The organism is Aurantibacter crassamenti (assembly GCF_016811105.1).
GTDB lineage: Bacteria > Bacteroidota > Bacteroidia > Flavobacteriales > Flavobacteriaceae > Aurantibacter_A > Aurantibacter_A crassamenti.
The window spans coordinates 741,001-761,194 of sequence record NZ_JAFBGM010000001.1 but is presented as its reverse complement, the minus strand read 5'-3'; the positions used below and the strand labels follow the sequence as shown (position 1 = coordinate 761,194).

Here is a 20,194-nt window from a genome sequence, read left to right as displayed (position 1 = left end):
TGTTAGTCTACATCTTTCACGCACCTAATACCAACTGGGTAAGCACTAATTTTTTCGGGTAACAAATAATAGCGATGTGAGCTGCGGATAAAAGAATGATTATTGAAATTTGACCCCCCGCGCATTACTTTATATTTTTCGCCATACTGCTCCATCGGTGTTGTATTTCCAGGATATGGTTGGTACCAATCTGATGTCCATTCCCAAACGCCACCTGCCATATCAAAGCAACCATAAATACTTTCTGGTTTTGCAATTGATGTACCTCTGGTGCTTTTTTGATCCCATACCACATAAGTGTTATCATACGTATCGCCCCACGGAAAAATTCGACCATCTGTACCTCTTGCTGCTTTTTCCCATTCTTTTTCGGTGGGTAATCTTTTACCTGCCCATGTTGCATATGCATTTGCTTGAGACCAAGTCACAATTGCTGCATTGTTTTTCTTTTCTTCTGAGAACTTAAAAGTAGGGTCGAACTTTGCAAATTCAGTATTGCTTACTTCGTATTTGTCAATAAAATAGGCTTCAGTAGTTGCAATTTGTTTTGGTTTTTCATCTGGATCTCCATTTTCACTTCCCATAATAAAATTGCCTGCTGGCACGTAAACCATTCCTTCAGGTGGTTCAGGAGTTGTTTGTCCAAAAACAATTACATAACTAAAAAAACACAGTATATTGATTATTAATTTTCTCATCTTAATCACCATTTTGCATCAATTAATCCATAATATCTGCCAAACCAATAATTACGAATCATGGCTGCAGCAGTTCCTTCTTCTTCTGATTTTATCTTTTTAAAAGTACCATCTTTTTGAGGCACATTATATTCCTTGGTTTTTCGTTCAAAACCCCACATGTTTTTTATCGCCAACTGTCGCTCTTCTGTCATTATATTTTCATCGGTAAGTACTTGATAAACCATTATGAACCAAATTGAGCTCTCAAAGTCAAATTCCATATCTTTCCAATCATACCAATGACGATTTAAATTCATTTTATATTTGAGAAGTAATGAAGGATCTTTTTCATATCGCATAATCATATATAGTGATCGGGCTGCATGATAATCATCACCTACATTTCGCCACTCTTCGGGGAAAAGTATTTTTGAATTAATTTGATGGTCATCGTAATTGTATCTGTCAATAAGCATATGATAGGCAGCATTGTATCGTTCTTTACCAGTAATGTGATGTGTCACCTTAAGGGCGGCTAACATCTCTAAAGAATTTAACTCTTGGTGTGGTAAATCTGGACAAAAATTACCCCATAAGGTCATTTTGCCATCAAGGTCTGTCAATTTAAAATTGTCATCAACTACTCTTCCTATAAAGCGATCTAAAAGTCCGGCTGCTTGTGTTTTGTAATTTTCATCGGCACATAATTCCCAGAAAGTTCCAACACCATAAAAAATAGAAGTGAATTTATCAGCACTTAAATCACCTAACCATCTGTACCCAGGCATTGATGAAGATTGATGCCATTCATGATACCAAAAGGTTTCTTCGTGCCATAGGGGTTTATCTGTTTGATTAAAACTACGGGCAACAAGACCACTTACCCCAGTTACTTTTTCAAGTTTTAATATTGCTTCAAATATTTGGTTTGCAATTTCTCTATCTTTTTCATCTTTTGTAATTGCATATTTATGTGAATAGGCAGCCAACAATTCTGAAGTAGGATCTAAACAGTCTGCTTGAGGACCAATAATGGGTCTATTTAAACCAGCTGGAGGAAAAATAACGCGCTGCATTATTGCGCCTTCATTCCAATGATTACCCAACATTAGTCTATCAAACATATCCACCTTTTTGTGAAGTGGATCCGTTTTTTTAGGAAACACGTTAACTTTTTGCCCCCAAATTTCTGTATTAAAGCATCCGGAAAGGATTAAAACTATTATGAAGACTGATTTTTTCATGTCATTAAATTTTCTTCAAAATTTGTATCGTGAATCTATATAAAAATAGTTGAAACTATATTTCATAAAATTGCCTGAGTTTCCTCAGGCAATTAAATAATTAACTCAAAAACAATAAAAAAGTAAAAGGTTTTTGCTAATTCATTTACATTACCATGGTTTTGAAACACCTTGAACGATCCAAGGACGAGAATATGGACTATCGTCTGGATCTGTTGAACTATATGCGGTTTCTTCTAAAGTAGAAGCTCCTGTTGCATAATTCGCTCCATTATTGTCGATTTCATCACTTGGATAAATAAAACGTAATGGCATAACATCTTCTCTTGCAAATGGCCCAGCATTTAATTCTGGTAAACCGGTTCTTCTCCAGTCTAAATATGCTTCATTGCCATTAAACATATTGGCAATCCATTTTTGTTCTATTATTTGCGCTAACGTACCATTAAAAGCTACATCTGGATTTGCAACATACGCAGTGTAATCATCTGAAACACCCCATACATCAAAAGAAGCTTGAATGCCTGCTAAATAATTTCCTTCGGCGTCAGAACCCCAGCCTCTAACCGCTGCTTCAGCTTTTAAAAATGATAATTCAGCAAACGAAAACAAACGTGCTTTTAAAAGGTTTCCACCATCGTCTTTTTGATTGAATACTTCATTCATTCGTGAAACATATGCATTTGTACCACCTCTAGAACCTTCTGAATTTAAGTTATATTCATATGGGTCTACAGCACTAACTGCAACAGGTAGGCCAACATAAACGCTACTGGTATCTACCAATTTATTACCTGCTTCTAACTCAGCTGCATATGTGTCTTGTGAGTATATTGCTATATTGTTGGCTGCCATGGTTTCCGCATTAATATAGCGAATACCATCTTCTTCGGCCATATCTCCTCCTCCTGGTACTTCTGCTGCAGGTACCACTTTTGTAGGTACTGCTACAGGAGCAAACCATACAGCAATTCTAGGATCTTCTAATTCCTTTAATTTATCAGTCATGGTTGTGCAAGGCTTTACTCTATAAAAATCAGAAGCAGTGCCAAACTGTCCACTACTTGGCCATGATTGTTCAGAAATACCACCAATATAACTTAGTACAAGCTCATCATCAATCTCACTTATTAATGGTTTTGCTAACGTACTCGTAACACCAGCTTCTGCATAAGCGGGTAACTTTTCGGACAGACGCATATAATAGCGTAGTGCTAAAGAATTAGCTAACTTTTGCCATTTTGAAGCATCACCGCCATAAAAAACATCTTGACTAGCTATGACACCTTCGTAATTTGAACCTCCTAAAAGACTTGAAGCCAATTCTAAATCTGCTATAATACTCTTGTAAACTGTTTCTTGGGTATCATATGCTGGTCGTTCTCCTTCCAAATCACCACTTCCATTTAAAGCCTGAGAATAAGGAATGTCACCATAGTAATCTGTCAAACTACCAAATAACATTGATTTTAATATTAAAGTAACTCCCTCATGAAATGGTAACCCAAGTTCTACTGCTCTTTCATAAGCTACTTTATTAGTTCTAAGTAACCCGTAATTTGAATTCCAGATGGATCCAGTTTCCCAATCGTATCGATTGTTCGACCACGAATCTTTCTGTATAAATTGTGAAGCCGCTCCGGTATCGCCAGAATAACCATTTGAGGTTGTACTTGTTGCAATACCTGTCATTACAGCGCTTATTAACAAGTTAGGGTCGGCCAAACTGGGTTCAATCCCATTTGGATTTTCATTTATTTCTACCAAGCCATCATCGCAAGAAACTATAACTAACAATGGCACAAAAAGAAATAGAATTGCTATGTTTTTAACTAATTTCATATTCTTATTTTTTAATTTTATTTAGAAACTTGCGTTTAATTTGATTCCTACAGGTATCGCCCATGGTTGAATATTATATCGTTCAACTCCTTGTGATAAATTACCATTTGAGTATTGAAAGGCAGATTCTGGATCAATGTTTATACCAGCTTTAGTCCATAAAATAATATTACGGCTGAACAATGAAAGCGATAAATTGCGCATAGAAATTTTCTCAGCAATCTTGGTAGAAAATGTATAGCCAATTGAGATTTGTCTAAGTTTAACATAATCTGCATCGAAAGTAGCATTTCTTGTGAAATCCCATCCGTATTGATCACCATAGGTATGATATTGTGTGCCTGGACCACCAATATTTTCTTGAGTTGCAATAAAGTTGCCATTATCATCATACGTACCAATAACACCTGGGACGAATACACCATCATTTAAACCATCGACTGGAAACCCACCATATTCTTCTGTTGGGCCACCAACAATAGGGTAAAATTCGCCAGTAGGAGATAAAAATGTATCAGCATTTTCTTTTATATAAGTTGGAATATCACCAACATCACTTAAATCATGAACTTTATCTAACCATCTTGTTGTTTGTAAATCAGATTCGCCATATCGGTGTGTTTGAGAAACAAATTGACCACCTTTTCTCCAATCAAAGTTCATTGATAAATTCCAGTTTTTGTAATTGATAGATGTTTGTAAGCCCATTTTAAAATCTGGGTTATAGTTTCCAATTACAGCAGCAGCTCTAGTACCATCTTCATTTGATAAAGTTCTATCGCTATTTTCCCAACCTTCATCATCTAATAATGGCCATCCAAAGTATGGTGAATTCTCATCTTCTACTCGAATGAAATCGGCATCAACTATTTGGCCAACTTCTTCACCAACCCATGTATAGGCACCACCTCTTGCTTGGTTCCAGAACCTTACATAATCGGTGCCTTCAGCTAATTCGGTAATTACTGTCTTATTTTGGGTGTATGTTACGTTCATATTCCAACGTAAATCATCACTATCAATTAATACACCTCCTAGGCTCGCTTCAAAACCTGTACTGTTTAAGTTACCTGCATTAAATAGTTTACTAGTAGCGCCTGAAGATATTGGTAAAGTTTTATTAAAAATCTGATTTTTATTATCTGATTCATAATAGGTAAAATCCATTGATAATCGATTTTTGAATAGCGATAAATCAACTCCATATTCTGTGGAGGTATTTAATTCTGCCTCAATCTCGCTATTCTTTAAAGCGGATTGTACTTCTAATTGCGATGCTGCACCCCAATCACCTGAATTATTTAAAATAGCATATAAGTTATGGGGATTAGTATCATTACCAGCTTGTGCCCAACCAACACGTAGTTTGAACAAAGACACGTTATTTCCCATATCGAAAATGTTGTTCACCAATATACTTGAAGAAACAGAAGGATATAAGAAATCATTATTGTCCTCAGGTAATGTGCTAGACCAGTCATTTCTAACTGTTGCATCTATATATACCATGTCTTTATAACTGATATTACCTAGGGCATATAAACTATTAACACGTTCGCTTGAAAGAATTTCATTATATTCTACATTATCGGCTGCTATATTCGATAATAGAAAAAGGTTTGGTATAATAAGACCTGACCCACCATTTTTAGTTCTTGTATAATTACTATAGGTATTTACATTTCTTATATTACCACCACCAGATATACCGAAATCGAAATTCTCGCTTAATTTATCTCTGTAGGATAGTAAAAAATCAGCATTGCTTTCAACACCACCTACATTAGCAATACCATAATAGCCGTTCACTTCTCTACTAAAACCACTAGATATGGTTGTTTCTCTTACCTCTTGAGAATCATTATACGCATATCGGCCCATTAATGAAACTTTGTCAGATAGTTTATAGTCAAACTGTATATTACCCATTAGTCTTTTGCGTTCAAAACCATTGTTTATTTCATATGCCATGAAATATGGATTGTTGTATTCAAAATCCGATGGATCATCACCAAAATTATAAGGTGCATTTTGACTCTGCCCTTCTACTAACCAATAATCTTCCATATCTCTAATATCGATATGTGGATTAATATCATATAAAGCTTGTAAAGGATTTGCATTTCTTTCTGTTGTTGACGGACGGTTATCCGCACCTGAAATAGTGTATTTAAGACTTGAAGTTATTTTAAATTTGTCAGTAACATCAAAGGCACTATTAACACCAAAATTATGTCTGTGTAAATCTGAATTTGGAATAAAACCTTCATGTTGCATATTCGTATATGACATACGGTAGTTCATACGATCTGTATTATTCTCTACTGCAATAGTATTTGTTGAAGTAAATGCTGATTCGAAGAAGTTTTTAGCATTGTTTGCACCTCTAGATGTTAAAGGAGTAGCAACACCAACACCACTGGCTATTTCTGCGTCTGTATAAGGCCATTGAATAGCGCTTAAACCTTTATCTAATTCTGGACCTATCCACCCAGATGAAGTTTCATCAATTTGAGAAGTGGTTGGATCTGGACGACTACCATTTGCAAAAAGCGTACTTTTTTCGATAAACTTATAAGGAGTTTCATATACATTACTAGAACTAAATGAAACACCTAAGCCTTTGCCTTTTTTACCCGATTTTGTGGTAATCATTATAACACCATTTGCACCTCTAGAACCATAAAGTGCAGCTGCACTTGGGCCTTTTAATACAGATACATTAGCGATATCATCTGGGTTAATATCACCAATACCACCGCCATAATCAACAGCAATACCGCTACCAGCACTACCTATGTTGGTAAGACCACTGGAAAGTGGCACTCCATCTATAACATATAATGGTTGGTTATCTGTGGTTAATGAAGAAGCACCACGAAGTATTACACTTACTGTAGAACCTGCGCCACCTGTTGAGTTAATCTGTACCCCAGAAACTCTACCATTCAAAGCATTTAATGCATTTTCTTGGGTAACAGTTGTTATGTCATCGCCATCTACTTCAGCAACTGAATATCCAAGTGATTTCTTTTCTCTAGAAATACCTAGTGCAGTAACAACTACCTCGTCTAATTTTTCAGAAGACTCCTCTAAAGCCACATTAATAGTGGTCTGATTGCCTACTGTTATCTCTTGTGTTGACATACCTAAATACGAAAACACAAGTACAGATGTATTATCAGGCACAGTTATACTGTAGTTGCCGTCAAAATCTGAAGTTACTCCTGTAACTGTTCCTTTTAATATGACCGATACCCCAGGCAATAATTCGCCGGTTACGTCACTGATAACTCCGTTTACTTCTTGTTGGGCATAAATATTTGCCATGAACATACTTAGTAAAAAGAAGGTAAATAATTTTAAATTTCTTTTTTTCATAGTTTGTGTTGCGTTTATGAAATGAATTGATTGATAATTAGTTGTGAACAAATCTATTTTAAAAATCTTGTGAAAACATAAAGTATATTGTTAGTTATATATCATATTTTAACCTTAAATTTCAATTTGTTATGCAATTGTAAAATTGAGGTTAAAATAGTATTAGTTTAAGTCAAAAAGCTATAATTTACCAGTTTTTTAAATTTCTTATTAAGTGGAGAAAAAGGGTGGTTGTGTTTGTCAATTTTCAAGGAGTAACATCTATTTCTACCTTATTTATATATAATACTCTGAATTTGAAGATTATTTTTTGCATTAGGCATCTTGAAATGTATATGTTGAGAAGTATATTCTTCTAGTAAACCTGATGTTTTTTTGTTTATCATAAACCATGAAGTCATGAATTTTGACCTTTATTTTATCAAAATGATGTAAAAACATGAAGTTGGGTTTAAATTTCATGTAAAGACAATAAGATTTAATAAAACTATTATTTACTATTCAACTTAATTTGTATATCAATTATAATCTAAAAAGATGTTAGCAGGAATCGATTATTTTATTGTAATAGCCTATATCGTCGGGATGCTATTACTGGGCCTTTATTTTAAAAAGTTCGTCAGTAGTTCAGAAGATTATTTTCTAGGAGGAAGAAGTTTACCGTTTTGGGCAATTGGTATGTCAATTGTGGTTTCTGATATTGGTGCTTTAGACTTTGTCGGGGTATCTGGTCAGGCTTATAGATATGGTATTTCAGTAGGTAATTTTGATTGGGTAGGTTCGGTGCCGGCAATGCTATTGGCTGCATTTATATTTATACCATATTTCTGGCGGGGTGGTATGTACACTATTCCTGAATATTTAGGAAGACGTTATAATAAGTCAGTTCGTACTATTGCATCTGCTACATGGATTTTATTCTTTGCTCTTGATTTAGGGGTGTTGTTTTGGGCAAGTGCTGTTCTTCTTAATGTTTTAATGGGTTGGCCAATATGGATTTCAATTATGTCTACAGCTGGTGTTGTTGGTTTATATACCTATTTTGGAGGAATTACGGCAGTGATTATGACTGATGTTGTACAAATGGTAATCATGTTTATTGGTGGATTCGCTTTAGTTTTTCTTAGTCTTGATGCTGTAGGTGGATGGGAGAATATGGTTGAAAAAATTGGAACAATGGGCCCAGAGTATCGAAGCCATTTTGATATTATTCAACCAGTGAATACCAAATCGCCCTTCCCGTGGACCGGTATTTTATTCGGACTTACGTTTGTGATGTCAAACGCTTATATGATAGGTAATCAGTCGATTGTTCAGCGTTGTTTAACGGCTAAAAATGAATGGCATGCAAAAGCGAGTATGGTTTTTGGTTCTGCTTTAAAAATGTTTATTCCTATTCTAGTTTTGTTTCCAGGTTTAATGGCAGTTGTGGTGCATCCAGATTTGTTAGACGGGGATCAAGCTTTGCCTATGATGATTAAAACTATATTACCACCAGGTTTGGTTGGTTTAATGTTCGCTGCGTTTTTTGCTGGCTTAATGTCTAGTGTAGATTCACTCTTAAATTCTACAGCTACTTTATTTACTAAAGATATATATGAACCTTTCATTAAAAAGGATGCTGATGACAAGCATTATTTAAAAGTTGGTCAAATAACAACTTTGGTATTGTTGGTATTGGGAGTTGCAACAGCACCAATAAGTAGCGATTTTCCAGGTATTTACGTTGCAATACAAACCTTTATGTCCTATTTTCAAGGACCAATATTTTCAATACTATTACTTGGAATTTTCTGGAAACGTACAACACAATGGGGAGGGCTTTCAGCTCTGGTTATCGGTATTGGATTTGCCGTTTTTCTAAATGTTTTCAAAGCAGATTTCTTTACAATCGAAGATCCATTTTTATACATCTCTTGGTGGTCGTTTGTATTAGGTTTTATAATTAATGTTACGGTTAGTTTATTAACCAAGAAACACTCAGATGATGAATTGGAAGGTTTGGTTTTCAGTTCAAAAATTATAACTAAAAGTAAAAGCTAAGACTATGTTGAATTTTGATTGGCTTTCCGGAGTTTCAGCAGAAACGGCAAAAATGATATTTTTTGGCCTCTATATTTTTATTGGCGCACTAGTACTTATGTTGCCAAATGATTATATATATGAAGGTATAAAAAAAGAGGACCGGCATTGGTGGAACAATTTAAAAGTTTGGTCAATAGCCGTGCTAAGTATTTTGGCAACAGTTTATTACCAGTTTTAAAAAAATTAGTGAAGTAAAAGCATAAATATTATGAATGAAATAGAACGTCTTTCGATAGTAAAATCGTCACAAATAAACCAAGCGTTAGGGGTATTTATATTCATATTTGGTGTAATTGTCACTTTTGCAATGGTTTTTACTGAAACTTTTGTTCAACAAATGACTGATTTAGTTGCTGGTGTAGTTTTAATGGGAATTGGCGGAGGAATGATGTGGAAGGCAACAAGAGTACTTAAAAAGTTAAAAAAGTAAGAAGCAAATTAATGACTATGAAGAAGAGCTTCAAGAAGTGTCTTACTGACAACTGGCAAATTCAATCTTCTAATAATATTTTAGAAAAAGGTGACCAAATCTCCACCGAAAACCACGACAAAATTACTTGGATTTCAACCACAGTGCCTACAACAGTTTTAGGGGCTTTAGTTGAAAATGAATTAATTAAAGATCCTTATTTCGGAGAAAATTTAAAATCGATTTCAAAGGAAGCATTTGAAGTGCCATGGTGGTATGCTACTGAGTTTGTATTAGACGATGCTGATGCTAAGCATTCGGCAACCTTAGTTTTTGATGGTATAAACTACAAAGCAAATGTTTGGTTAAATGGCAAGCAGATTGCAAATCAAAATGAGATTAACGGTGCTTACAGAAGAACATCATTTGATATTAGTGATAATATTATTTCTGGCATTAACACCTTAGCTGTTGAAGTTATTCCACCTGTAAATGGTGACTTCAGCGTTGGTTTTGTTGATTGGAACCCCTCGCCGCCAGATGGTAATATGGGTATTTTTAGACCCGTTACTATTGAATTGCACCAGGGAGTATTAATTGAGAATCCGTTTGTGCAAACAAACGTTGATTTGAAAACATTGGCTCAAGCTGATTTAACGATATCCGCTGAACTTAAAAATGATACAATACAATCAATTACTGGTACTCTTAAAGGTGTTATTGAGAATTGTGTTTTTCAACAAGAAATAACTATCCCTGCAAAAAGTACAACTCGCTTTGAGTTTGTAACTGAAGATTTTCCGCAGCTAATATTTGAAAACCCAAGACTTTGGTGGCCTATTCATTTGGGTGACCCAGAATTGTATGATTTAAAACTAGAGTTTACTGTCGACGGTCAAATTTCTAGTAATACTTCTACGAGTTTCGGAATTCGTGAAGTTGAAGATTATTGGCTAAAAGAAATTCATAGAGGCTTTAAAATTAATGGTCAAAAAGTATTGATTAAAGGTGCTGGTTGGACGGATGACCTTTTTCTGATGGATACTGACGAAAACATAGAAGCACAAGTGCACTATGTAAAACAAATGAACTTAAACTGCATTCGCTTAGAAGGCTTTTGGGGCAAAGACCATAAAATCTATGACCTCTGTGATGAGCATGGAATATTGCTGATGGTGGGTTGGAGTTGTCATTGGGAACATGAAATTCATATGGGTGTTCCGGTTGATGAACGATTCGGTGGTGTGTACAAGCCAGAACATATAGAACATGTTGCTCAAGCTTGGGAAGAACAAGTAATTTGGTTACGAAACCACCCTAGTATTTTTGTTTGGACAGTAGCTAGTGATAAAGTCCCAATCACAGCTTTAGAACAAAAGTATATTGATACTTTTTCAGAGTATGACTCAACTCGGCCTTATTTGAATTCTACGGGGGGTGTTGGTAGTGATCAACACGTAATTGGTAGTGAAGATGTTATTAGTGAAATTAGTGGTTCGTCTGGTGTTAAAATGTTAGGGCCTTATGCATATACTGCTCCAGTATATTGGTTTACAGATACTAATTTTGGTGGTGCGTATGGATTTAATACTGAAACCGGTCCTGGTGCTCAAATACCGCAGTTAAGTAGCTTAAAAAAATTCATTCCTGAAGATAAATTGTGGCCCATTAATGAGACTTGGAATTATCATTGCGGTCGTTATGAATTTGCAGATTTAAGTCGGTTTATTGAGGCTATAAATCAGCGTTATGGAACCCCAGAATCGATAGAAGAATTTGATAAAAAGGCACAAGCCATGAACTACGAATTAATGCGACCAATGTTTGAAGCATTTCAAGTTCATAAAGATAGGTCTACGGGTCTTGTGCAATGGATGTTGAATGCTGCTTGGCCAAAAATGTATTGGCAGCTATATGATTATTATTTAAATCCTACAGGAGCATTTTATGCGACGCAAAAAGCCTGTTTGCCTTTGCATTTGATTTATAATTATGGGGATCACCAGATATATGCAATTAATGATCATTTGCATCAGGTAAATAATTTAACAGCACAACTTCGCATTTACAATATAAATTCTGAATTGCTTTTAGAAGAGCAAATTACTTTTGATGCATTGCCCGATAGCGCTGATTCTATTTTCGATATTCAAAAATTAGAAAATCTTTCAACAACCTATTTTATTGATTTACGTTTGTTTAATAGTGATGAAAAAGAAGTGAGTAATAATTTCTATTGGCTTTCAACACAAGAAGAAACATTAGATTATGAAGCCGACCTAGGTGAATTTGCTTATCATACACCCAGTAAAGACTACGCAGATTTAACTTTGCTTGACACTCTGCCTCCTTCAAATGTAGCGATTGAGTGCAATCATGAAAATAATGGAACTGAGTTTACTTCAACGGTATCTCTAGAAAACTTGGGTAACACTATCGCTTTTATGATTAACCTAAACATGGTTGAAAAACAATCTGGAGATACGATTCTTCCAGTTTTTTGGGAGGATAATTTTATCAGCTTATTGCCTGGTGAAAAACGAAGTTTAAAAGTAAAATACAAATGTGAAGTACAACCAGAACTAGATGTAAAGGGTTGGAATTTAAATAAAATCGATTATGCAGAAATTAGCGATACAAGGCGGTAAACCTTCTCGTGATATAAGTTCAAATCCTTGGCCCAAATGGCCTGTATGGGGTAAAGAGGAAGAAACAGCATTGATTGAAGTTTTAAACAGTGGTGTATGGTCTTATAATGGTCCGAAAGAAGTAGAATTCAATAAATTATTTGCAGAATACACAGGAACAAAGTATTCATTATGTACTGTAAATGGTACCATAACTATGCAGCTTGCATTAGAAGCTCTTGGTATCGGTGTGGGGGATGAGGTTATTGTGCCGGGCCTAACATGGCAGGCAACTGCTGCAACGGTAATAGATGTAAATGCTACTCCTATTTTGGTTGATGTGCTAGAAGATACTTGGTGTATTGATCCGGCTGCAATTGAGAAAGCGATTACACCCAAGACTAAAGCAATTATACCAGTTCATTTGTACGGAGCATTTGCTGATATGGATGCCATTATGGATATCGCCAAAAAACACAATCTTTATGTAATTGAAGATTGCGCGCATAAACATGGTGGTGAATGGAAAGGAAAGAAAGCGGGCAGTATCGGTGATGTAGGTAGTTTTAGTTATCAATTATCAAAACACCTAACAGCTGGTGAAGGTGGATCTATGACAACTAATAATGCCGATTTAGCAGAAAAACTAGATGCTCTAAGAAATGTTGGTCGTAGACCTGAAGGTGATTCTTTAATTGGTGCAGACAAAGGAATTGGAGATTATGGTGATGATGGTAATTTTATTCAGTCTGGTAACTTTCGTATTACAGAATTTCAAGCTGCTATTTTAATTGAAGGTTTAAAAAGATTGCCAGAACAAAATGCAACAAGAGATGCCAATGGCGAATATTTAAATGAGCTTTTAAAAGAATTACCGGGTATTTCTCCCTTAAAAAGAGATGAACGAGAAACGAAAAAAGCATATTTTAATTTTGCTTTTCGTTATGATAAAAGTGAATTTAAAAATTTACCTATTGAAAAATTTAGAGCAGCATTAGAAGCAGAAATTGGCATAATAGTAGATGCATGTTATGAGCCTTTAAATAATTGTTCACTTTATGTGCCGCACACTAAACCAGCGCGGCATAAATTGAATGAGACGTATTGGGAAGGTGTTAATCCTAAACGTTTTTCACTACCTGTTTGTGAACGAATTTTTGAAAAGGAATCTGTTTGTTTACATCATAAAGTTTTGATGGGAACAAAAGCGGATATGGATTTAATTGTATCTGCAATTCAAAAAATTTACAATCAGTCTGATGAACTAATGTCATAGAAAGAATGAAAAATAAGTTGCGATATTTAAAGGTCTTTTTCATTTTAGTATCACTGCTTTTCTTTAATTCAGAACTTTTTGGGCAAGTAGAAATTTTGCCTTCTCAAGGTATATGTGCACATAGAGGTGCAAATAAAACACATCCAGAAAACACAATTTCCGCTTTTAAAGAGGCTATTCGGTTAGGTGCGCAAATGATTGAATTTGATGTGCAATTGACAAAAGACGAAAAGCTCATCATAATGCATGACGCGACTGTAGATAGAACAACCAACGGTTCTGGTTTTGTAAAAAACCTAACTTTTGATCAATTACGGAGTCTAGATGCAGGCACTTGGAAATCTAAGAAATTTGAAGGGGAAAAAATACCTACGTTAAAAGAGGTGCTTCAAATTATGCCCAATAATATTTGGCTCAATATTCATTTAAAAGGGAATAAAAAATTAGGAGCTGAAACGGCGAAAGTGCTTATCGCAGAAAGTAAAATGCATCAAGCATTTATAGCTTCAGATAAGAAAGCAGCAAAGGGTGTACAGAAAATTAGCTCAGAAATCAAAATTTGTAATATGCAACGCTTGTCGTCTAGAACTAAATATATTGCTAAAACGATTGCTAAAGGGTATTCATTTATTCAATTGAAAAAGAGTAGAGACAATGCCACCGTAAAAAGTGATATAGAAAATTTGAAACGGCATAACATCACCATAAATTATGTTCAAACTGATGATGCAAAAGAAATTGACGCTTTACTGAATCTTGGTATAGACTTTATATTGACAGATGATTTGGAACCAATGCTTGAAGCTTATGATAGTTATAAAGCAAATTTGTAAGTGACATAAACCTAACATATTAAAATGAAGACAATAAAAGTTGCACTTATAGGTGCTGGATATATTTCAGATTATCATGCTCGTGGTTTAATGGAAATTTCAAATGTTGAAATCACCGCTGTTGTTGCTCGAACAAAAGAGAGTTCAGAGAAATTTGCAGAAAAACATAAGATTGAACATGCATATACTGATATACAAGATGTTATAAAAACAGCGGATATTGATGCTGTAATTATTTCAACTCCAAATCAGTTTCACGCTCCCTATGCAATTGACTTTTTAAAAGCAGGTAAAGCTGTTTTTCTTGAAAAACCTATGGCTATGAATGCTGAGGAAGGAAAGCAAATTAACGCTGTTTCTAAAGCATGTAATTTACCAGTTATGGTAGGTCATATGTGGCGTTTTGATACAGATACAAATTATGTAAAGGATGTAATTGATTCAGGTAAACTGGGTAAAGTATTTAAAACAAAAGGGTACGGAATTCATGAAAATTGGGGGCCTTCAGGATGGTTTACTAAAAAAGAATTAGCAGGCGGTGGTGCGTTAGCCGATATGGGTGTTCATGCAATTGACGCAATCCGCTATCTTTTAGGTGATCCAAAACCTTTAAAGGTTTATGCTAGAATTGCAACAAATTTTGGCGATTATGATGTTGATGATTCAGGGATTATAATCATCACTTGGGATAATGGAACTGAAAGTATTATTGAAAGTGGTTGGTGGCATCCGCATATGGATGGCCCAGAAGCTAGTGCAGGTATATTTGGCACTAAAGGATACGCAAGTTTATTTCCTACTTTTTTAAAAATGACAACAGGAGAAGAAACTTTTGAGAAAATTGTACCAAAGCTTCCTGAAAGAAAAGAACATTGTGATCAAATTATTTATACAAGACAAATGGAGCATTTTATTTCATCCATTAGAAATAATGAAACACCTGTTCCAGGGATTATAGAAGGTCAGTTGGTTTTAGATATTGTAGATGCAGCTTATAAATCGTCAGAAACTGGTGAGGTTGTTCATTTATAAATGATTTTAAGAAGCTTAAAATTTTATCGGAATGATTACAACAATAATTTTTGACATGAATGGTGTAATTACTGATGATGAAGACTGCCATGAGTTGGCTACAAAAAAAGCTTTTGACTTAGTCGGATTAGAAATCACACCTGAAATTTATCGAAAGTTTTGTTTGGGTAGACCTGATACAATAGCATTTAAAGAACTAATATCTACATATAAAATTAAGTCAAAAACTACCGAAAGTTTAATTGAAGCAAAGACTTTGTTTTATTTGGAATTAATAAAAGACAACCTAAAAATTTATCCAGATGTAGAAGAATTAGTCCATAAGCTGCATAAAAAATACACGTTGGCGCTAACCACCAGCTCTACTTTTGATGAGATGAAAACTGTAATGGATAAATTAAAAATAGGTGATTTATTTAAAGTAATTGTTTGTTCTCAGGATGTGGTAAAAGGCAAACCTGACCCTGAACCATATCTTTTAACGGCTAAAAAATTAGGGGTAGATTGTAGTAATTGTTTGGTTTTAGAAGATTCTGAAAATGGAGTATTATCTGCAAAAGCAGCAGGTATGAAATGTGTTGCAATTACCAATACGGAGGAGCCTAAAAACCTTCAAGCCGCCGATCAGATTATCGAAAAGTACTCAGAAATTACGGCGTCTTTTATACAGGCTGTTTAAACTACTCCAAATCTTTAATCACCTCTACTAATGATTTATATATAAAAGGTCCAGTTTCTGGCCCAAGCGAATTTTCTTCACCATAGGTATCGCCTTCGTCATTGTATAAATACGGTTTTTCAGTATCCCATTCGCTTTTTGGTATGATATAACCTATCTCATCATTTGATAATCCTAAGTAAAATTTATACTTGTCTTTTATGACTTCTTGTAATGGTGGAATTTCTAAAGGCTCAATATCGAACTCGCCACCCTCGGGCGCTTCAATGCCACCAAAAACTATTTCAGGATAAATCTCACCCGGTATACTTAAAAACATTGCAGGGCCTATTCTGATTGCGCCTACTTCTGTTCTTTTTGTAAAATAATCTGGCATCCCCATTTTTATAAGTCCTATACCACTTGCTATTTTAAAAGTTGTATTATCTAACTCAGCAATTACAGTTTTCGCTCGAACTGAAATATTAGAACTATTTAGCGTATCCCCTTCTTTTTTTAATGCTTTTAATGACATTAAAGCTATTTGGTCACCGAGAGCTTTTGTTTTTTCATATGTAGGTTCTGCATATTCTACTCCAGTGTAAGGGTCAGCTATTGAAATGGATGGATGAGGAGCCATTAATCCACCAATTACCCCAGAAAAATAAATGGCAACACCTCCTAAACCTTCTTCCATTTTTTTCTCGCCATTGTAAATTCCGTTTTCTATAGCTTCACGAACATAATGGGGAAAATCAGAACTAATTAATAAGTTTTGACTCCATAATGTTTCTGGATGATTAGACCAGTTGATTAATGTGCCAAGTGTGGTATCATTTTCAGCATCTAGTACTTGCATTAAATGAATGCCGGTTGCTTTAACAATTGGTTTTCGAGTGTCTTTTATTAAAGGAGCATCGTTGCCTGAAAGGTCTTCAGCAAATACCAATTTTGCTGGTCGAACATTTTTAGCGGCTTCAATAACCGCTGCAACCGTTTGTTCTTTTACATACTCCATCATTTCTTCGTTCACACCTGAGTTGAACATGTTTTCACCCCAAATTCCAACTAGATCATTGCTTTCATGCGTATGTGTAGCTGAAAGTAAAGTGTAATCGATACCTAATTCTTTAGGAATACGGTTTCTTATGTCAATTACATCACCATGTAAAAAACCAATAGCATCCATAGAAATCATTGCTATTCTGCTTTTACCATCGTCTAGAACCATAACACGAGACCATACATCATCATGTACCCCTTGTGCCGGTTTAGCATTGCTCATACCAGCGATCCAAAAGGCATCAAACTTGCCATTTTTGTTTATATCATTATACGTATCGCCTTCGTCTTCATTGTATTTATTATTTCCATTGGCGTCGTTCCAAGTATCAACTATGGTAGGTGTAATCGGTTTTTTCGCAAAGCCTGCTTTTATGCTACTTTGATCTCTGTTTTCAATTTTAATATCTATTGCATAATCGGGGTGGCGGTCGCGCCAGTTATAAATGAAAATGCAACTAACGATTAACAGAGTTAATAAAATAAATAATCCTAATCCTTTAAAAATTCGTTTTAATGTTTTCATTATGTTACAATCTTTTATCGGTCAATTCATTGGCCAATTTAAAATTCAATTCCATTAAATAATCACCCATGCTAGGGCCATACCAACCCATTAATCGAGCTTCATAGGTGTCAAAATAATAATATTTTTGAGGTACTATGTAGCCTAGATATTGTCCGTTGAAACTGGTAAGACTTGAATTAAAACCAGCTACTTCTAATGCATTTTTTAAATCGATTCCATATTCACCACTAAGTTCATATGGCATAGCTAGCCAAACTAAATCGTTAATTTTTACCCCTTGTAAATAAATAGTTTGCATGTCGGCCATTAGTTTGCTTGCTGCCCATGGTGCAACACGAAGTCGGTCTGAAATATAAAAGGCTTGTAATTCTGGAATTTCAATTTCAGTAGTAATTGCAGTCATTTGTACTACCGAATCATATTCCATTTTGTTAATGACTACAGCAGCAGAATCTGCTAGCGTTTCACCAATATATTTCGATTTTTCAAATTTTTCTCCTTTCCCTTTATTGGAATGACTACCCACTGTACCTGCAAAAAATAAGGCTAAATCTACTCCTTTAGATTCTAAACTTCGTTGAAAATAACCCGGGTAATCTCCACTAAATTTATCATTCCAAGTGGCTATTGTTGTAGCATGTGCACCAAAGATTCCGATGACTGCTTTTTTGCCTTTATTTTGTTGAAAGGACACTAAGTTTAGTTTATCATTTAACCTTCCGGTTTCACCAATAATTCTGTTTCGTATTAAATTGGGTACTCGTATATAATCTGAAGCGAATGTTGCTAACTTTTTATCTTTTCGAGCAGTGAGAATTAATTGTGTAAACTTTTCACCTAACCATGCCACGACTTCGGGTTGATATTCACCACTAAAACTTTCACCAACAAATTTTGGTATGCAATTTCCGATACTTGCATGGGTATGCGTAGCGCCAAATAAAATTTGTTTCCTTGAAATTGTGCCTTCAAGATTTGATGCTACCTTTTGAACAACCAATTCTGGAATTACAACCATATCAGCACTTAAAAAAATAACTTCTTTGCCGTTAACTTCTAATGCTATTGCTTTTGCAAATAATGAATCATGAACACCTGTTGCAATTTGACCATCACCATAACCGGCCATTCGTATTGCATTGAATTCTCCGTTGGATGCATCTGGTGCTTCGGCCACATATTTTGGACTGATATTTACCTTTGCAAAGCCTGCTAAAAGCGGTCCATTTTCTTCGATTTTTTTAAGGAAAGAAGAATCCATTTTTGCCACTGTATTTTTATAGTACGTGGATTTGAAGTATGGATCTGTGGAAATGGTATTAGTCAAGAAATAGAAAAGCAGCAAAAGTATAATGGCGCATGCTCCTAATACGCGCAACAACCTTCGCTGCCATCTTTTGGTTTGCATTGGTTAGATTTTAGTAGGGTCTATTACAAGGTATTTTACCGTTTTTCTATTCCAGGTATAAACCAAATGTATTTTACCATCTGCTGCTTGAATGACCGTTGGATACGAATATTCTTCACCTTCTTTATCTGTAGTTTCTCGTAAAGGTTCTAAATCAATTGCGCGATCCCAGTTTATTCCATCTTTTGAAATGCCTAAACTCAACGGAACTCGATCCCCCCAATTTTTACTAGTTGGATTATAAATTAAAATATGGCGTCCATCTTTTAATGTAACACCATCCACACCAGAATTTGGATTTGGTAATGAAGTGGCGGTCATAGCACTCCATGTTTGGCCGTTATCTTCAGACCAATTTTGAGTAACAACATCTTTATCAGTTCTACTAAGTAATTGCAATTTACCGTTACCATGATTTAGAACGACTGGTTGAATAGCACCAAATTCTTCATGATTGTTTAGCGGTCCGGTTTTTGTCCAAGTTTTAGAACTATCAATACTTTGTTCTACATGAATGGTCCATTCACCTGATTTGGTTTCATTACTAGATGGCGAAATAATTGTGCCATTTTCTAATTGAATTGGTTGGTTTTTTATGGGACCTAAAATTCCATCTGGAAGTTTAATTGGTTCTGACCAAGTTTTACCATCATCGTTAGAAGTCATATAAAGTCCCCACCATTCTTGTGGACTAGGACCAACTTTATAAAATAAGTATAATGGCTCACCTTTTGGTTTGAATAATACAGGGTTCCAGCAGGGGTAACGCGTATTTTCATCTTGTACACCATTGACCACTTCTATTGGTGTTGTCCAAGACCCATTTAGTTTTCTAGAAACCCAAATACCTACATCGTCATTTTTTTCTTCTGTACCACCAAACCATGAAGCTACAGCAATGCCGTTACTGACTTCAACTGTTGACGCATGGCATTCTGGCGTTAATGCATCTGAAATTTCATAAATAAATTCTTGTGTTAATACAGCGGGGTGATCTGTTGAAATTAATGGCGGTAATTCGACAACTTTATCATTACAGGATAGAAAAAATATTGAAAAGGCAATTAAATAGGATGCTCTCATTAGGTATTAAATTAGGTTTAAAATGTTTTAGGATTTAATTAGTTT

The 20,194-nt window shown here is 35.1% G+C and carries 15 protein-coding genes; 8 read left to right on the top strand and 7 right to left on the bottom strand.

From position 1 onward, the window contains the following. Positions 1-2: 2 nt before the first annotated feature. The 4 genes from JQC67_RS03205 to JQC67_RS03190 form a co-directional block, all read right to left on the bottom strand. A complete protein-coding gene (locus JQC67_RS03205; protein WP_203251421.1) occupies positions 3-698 on the bottom strand; it encodes a formylglycine-generating enzyme family protein in 696 nt (231 codons plus the stop codon). Positions 699-703: 5 nt separating this feature from the next. Next, positions 704-1,924: a hypothetical protein gene (locus JQC67_RS03200; protein WP_203251420.1), complete on the bottom strand. Its 1,221-nt coding sequence runs from the start codon at positions 1,922-1,924 to the stop codon at positions 704-706. A 150-nt stretch (positions 1,925-2,074) separates the two neighbouring features. Further along, positions 2,075-3,766: a SusD/RagB family nutrient-binding outer membrane lipoprotein gene (locus JQC67_RS03195; RefSeq protein ID WP_203251419.1), complete on the bottom strand. Its 1,692-nt coding sequence runs from the start codon at positions 3,764-3,766 to the stop codon at positions 2,075-2,077. A 21-nt stretch (positions 3,767-3,787) separates the two neighbouring features. Continuing rightward, positions 3,788-7,147 carry a SusC/RagA family TonB-linked outer membrane protein gene (locus JQC67_RS03190; protein ID WP_203251418.1) on the bottom strand — a complete coding sequence of 1,120 codons (3,360 nt, stop codon included), beginning with the start codon at positions 7,145-7,147 and terminating at the stop codon, positions 3,788-3,790. Between the two features lie 537 nt (positions 7,148-7,684). Between JQC67_RS03190 and JQC67_RS03185 the strand changes: the two genes are divergently transcribed. Genes JQC67_RS03185 through JQC67_RS03150 form a run of 8 tightly spaced genes read left to right on the top strand, consistent with a single transcriptional unit; the run spans position 7,685 to position 16,088 of the window. Next, complete coding sequence (locus tag JQC67_RS03185) at positions 7,685-9,190, top strand: sodium:solute symporter family protein (RefSeq protein WP_203251417.1); 1,506 nt, start codon at positions 7,685-7,687, stop codon at positions 9,188-9,190. 4 nt (positions 9,191-9,194) lie between these two features. After that, positions 9,195-9,410, top strand: coding sequence for a hypothetical protein (locus JQC67_RS03180; RefSeq protein WP_203251416.1), 216 nt, complete (start codon positions 9,195-9,197; stop codon positions 9,408-9,410). 30 nt (positions 9,411-9,440) lie between these two features. Continuing rightward, positions 9,441-9,662 (top strand): hypothetical protein, encoded by a 222-nt coding sequence (locus JQC67_RS03175; RefSeq protein ID WP_203251415.1) that lies wholly within the window; start codon positions 9,441-9,443, stop codon positions 9,660-9,662. Positions 9,663-9,679: 17 nt separating this feature from the next. Further along, positions 9,680-12,289 (top strand): glycoside hydrolase family 2 protein, encoded by a 2,610-nt coding sequence (locus tag JQC67_RS03170; protein ID WP_203251414.1) that lies wholly within the window; start codon positions 9,680-9,682, stop codon positions 12,287-12,289. Then, positions 12,261-13,544 (top strand): DegT/DnrJ/EryC1/StrS family aminotransferase, encoded by a 1,284-nt coding sequence (locus tag JQC67_RS03165; protein WP_203251413.1) that lies wholly within the window; start codon positions 12,261-12,263, stop codon positions 13,542-13,544. The genes JQC67_RS03170 and JQC67_RS03165 overlap by 29 nt, the downstream gene beginning before the upstream one ends. Before the next feature lie 5 nt (positions 13,545-13,549). Then, positions 13,550-14,377, top strand: a complete 828-nt coding sequence (locus JQC67_RS03160; protein WP_203251412.1) for a glycerophosphodiester phosphodiesterase — start codon at positions 13,550-13,552, stop codon at positions 14,375-14,377. A 24-nt stretch (positions 14,378-14,401) separates the two neighbouring features. Continuing rightward, entirely contained in the window at positions 14,402-15,409 is a 1,008-nt protein-coding gene (locus JQC67_RS03155; RefSeq protein WP_203251411.1) for a Gfo/Idh/MocA family protein, read from the top strand. Positions 15,410-15,440: 31 nt separating this feature from the next. Further along, a complete protein-coding gene (locus JQC67_RS03150) occupies positions 15,441-16,088 on the top strand; it encodes an HAD family hydrolase (RefSeq protein ID WP_203251410.1) in 648 nt (215 codons plus the stop codon). A gap of 1 nt (position 16,089) precedes the next feature. On the opposite strand, the gene JQC67_RS03145 is transcribed toward JQC67_RS03150, so the two are convergent. From JQC67_RS03145 to JQC67_RS03135, 3 genes are read right to left on the bottom strand one after another with little or no spacing between them, the layout of a single operon-like run. Then, entirely contained in the window at positions 16,090-17,655 is a 1,566-nt protein-coding gene (locus tag JQC67_RS03145) for a hypothetical protein (RefSeq protein WP_203251409.1), read from the bottom strand. Between the two features lie 4 nt (positions 17,656-17,659). Beyond that, a complete protein-coding gene (locus tag JQC67_RS03140) occupies positions 17,660-19,066 on the bottom strand; it encodes a neutral/alkaline non-lysosomal ceramidase N-terminal domain-containing protein (RefSeq protein ID WP_203251408.1) in 1,407 nt (468 codons plus the stop codon). A 3-nt stretch (positions 19,067-19,069) separates the two neighbouring features. After that, entirely contained in the window at positions 19,070-20,149 is a 1,080-nt protein-coding gene (locus tag JQC67_RS03135) for a sialidase family protein (RefSeq protein ID WP_203251407.1), read from the bottom strand. Positions 20,150-20,194: the final 45 nt, after the last annotated feature.